Source organism: Ideonella sp. P3_A4, assembly GCF_056403075.1.
Window position 1 is genome coordinate 1 of sequence record NZ_JBFUGE010000826.1, and the last position, 2,240, is coordinate 2,240.

Consider the following 2,240-nt stretch of genomic DNA (forward strand, 5'->3'; position numbering starts at 1 on the left):
ACGCTCAGCACACCGGGCGCATGCTTCAGCGGTTCGAGCAAGCCGCTGAGCGATGAGGGATCACCGGGCGCCTGCACCGCCCACACCGTCAGCTTCGCCTGCTCGATGATCTCGGCTTCAGTGCCACGCGCCAGCAGCTTGCCATAGGCGATGTAGGCCAGCTCGTGGCAGCGCTCGGCCTCGTCCATGTAGTGGGTCGACACCAGCACCGTGATGCCGTCGGCGGCCAGGCGGTGGATCTCGTCCCAGAACTCGCGCCGCGCTTTCGGGTCGACACCGGCGGTGGGCTCGTCCAGCAACAGCAAGCGCGGCTCGTGCAGCAGGCACGCGGCCAGCGCGAGGCGCTGCTTCCAGCCACCCGAGAGCGACCCAGCCAGTTGCTGTGCACGGGTCGCGAGGCCCAGCCTTTCGAGCGCAGCGTCGACACGCTTCGGCCGCTGGTCCAGCTCGAACAGCCGCGCGACRAAGTCGAGGTTCTGCCGGATCGACAGGTCTTCGTAGAGGCCGAACTTCTGCGTCATGTAGCCAACCTGGCGCTTGATCTTCAGCGCGTCGCGCTTCAGGTCGAGGCCCAGGCAGGTGCCTTCGCCGGCGTCGGGCGTCAACAGGCCACAGAGCATGCGGATGGTGGTCGTCTTGCCGCTGCCATTGGGGCCGAGGAAACCGCAGATGCGGCCGGTGCCCAGTTGCAGCGCGACGTTGTCGACGACCGCGCGGCCGTCGTAGCGCTTGGTCAGGCCTTTGACATCGATCGCGAGCTCATGAGCCACAGGTGCGCCGGCCGATCCCCCGGAGGGATGCGGGCGGTCCGCGACCTGGCCCGTGCTCACTTGACCTCCGACTTGACCGGGTGCACGTCTAACGGCTGCCCCGGATGCAGCCGCGTCGCATCCGCCGGCGCCGGCCGCGCCTCGATCAGGAACACCAGCTTCGTGCGCTGTGTGTTCGAGTAGATGACCGGCGGCGTGTACTCGGGCTGCGTGGCGATGCGGCTGATCTGCGCCGCGATCGGCGCGCCGCAACCATCGCAACGCAACTGCACCGCCTGGCCAATCTTCAGCGCACCGAGTTCGGCCTCGGGCACGTAGAAGCGGGCCTTGCGCGCCTCGGGCGGCAGCAGCGAGACGACCGGCTGGCCCGCCGGCACGTATTCACCAGCGCGCCAGAAGGTGTCGGCCACCAGGCCGGCAGCAGGCGCGGCCTGCAGCGTCTGCTGCTCGCGCCAGACCAGCTGTTGCCGCGCCTGCTTCGCGGCCTCGACCTGCGCTTCGGCGCTTGCGCGCTCGTCGATGCGGGCGGGCAGGGTGGTCACGCGCAGGCTGGCTTCGAGCTCGGCCACGCGGTCGCGCGCCTGCGTGCGGGCGGTGGTCGCATCGTCCAGCCGCGATTGGCTGATGAAGTTCTGTTCGATCAGCGCCTTCTGGCGTTGCCACTCGGTCTCGGCCCGCGCGGCCTGGGCGCGCGCTTGCGCGAGCTGGGCGCGCACCACGGCAATCTCGTCGGCGCGCCGGCCCTTGGTCGTGTTCTCGGCTTGGGCTTGTGCGGCGACCACACGCGCATCAGCCTCAGCGCGCGCGGCCTGCTCGGGCGTCGCGTCGAGCGTGAACAGCGGCGCGCCGACGGCCACCTGCTGCCCAGCCTGCACAGACAGCGTCTTCAAGGTGCCCGCCACCGGCGCGGCGATGTAGACGTAGTCCCCTTCGACATAGCCCGACCAGCCCGATTCGGCGGGTGCCTTGCATGCGCTCAACAGTGAGAGCAAGGCAATGGCGCTGATGGCGATGGCGCTCGTCCGGATTCGATTCATGCTTTCTTCCTCGGCCTTGCGGTGGGGGTTGCGCGCAACGCGCTCAGCGCGAGCTGCACCCGCTGTTCGATCGCTTCGTCGCTCAACACCTGGGCTTGCACCGTGGCGCCCACGATGGCCGGCGCAACGCCCAGCGCGGCAATGGCGGGCGCCACCAGCATCGGCGACAGCACCGCACCCATCAAGAACACAAAGCGCTGCAGCGGCGGCGTGGGCTGCAACTCGCCAGCAGCTTCAGCCTCGGCCATCAGTTGCATCAGCAGGCCCAGGTGGCGTGGCGCATTGGCACGCACGAAGTCGTGCACCACCGTCTCGCCATTGGCCGCATCGATCGCCAACCGGCCGACCAACGCATGGTGCTCACGTACGAAGCTGGCGAGTGTGATCAGCGCGCCTTGCAGCCGGTCCAGCACCGGCCCTTCACGCGTGGCAC

The 2,240-nt window shown here is 69.1% G+C and carries 2 protein-coding genes and 1 pseudogene; all 3 read right to left on the bottom strand.

The annotated features are described in order from the left end of the window. Positions 1–770: ABC transporter ATP-binding protein (locus tag AC1DYI_RS33240; RefSeq protein ID WP_477208376.1), on the bottom strand; the 770-nt coding region annotated here is incomplete at its 3' end. 56 nt (positions 771–826) lie between these two features. Continuing rightward, positions 827–1,807, bottom strand: a complete 981-nt coding sequence (locus tag AC1DYI_RS33245) for an HlyD family secretion protein (protein ID WP_477208377.1) — start codon at positions 1,805–1,807, stop codon at positions 827–829. After that, a pseudogene (locus AC1DYI_RS33250) lies at positions 1,804–2,240 on the bottom strand (hypothetical protein); the annotation flags it as partial. The gene AC1DYI_RS33245 and the pseudogene AC1DYI_RS33250, both read right to left, overlap by 4 nt.

Coding starts and splice junctions, on each gene's coding strand:
- AC1DYI_RS33245 (WP_477208377.1), bottom strand. CDS start 1,807: ATGAATCGAATCCGGACGAGCGCCATCGCCATCAGCGCCATTGCCTTG.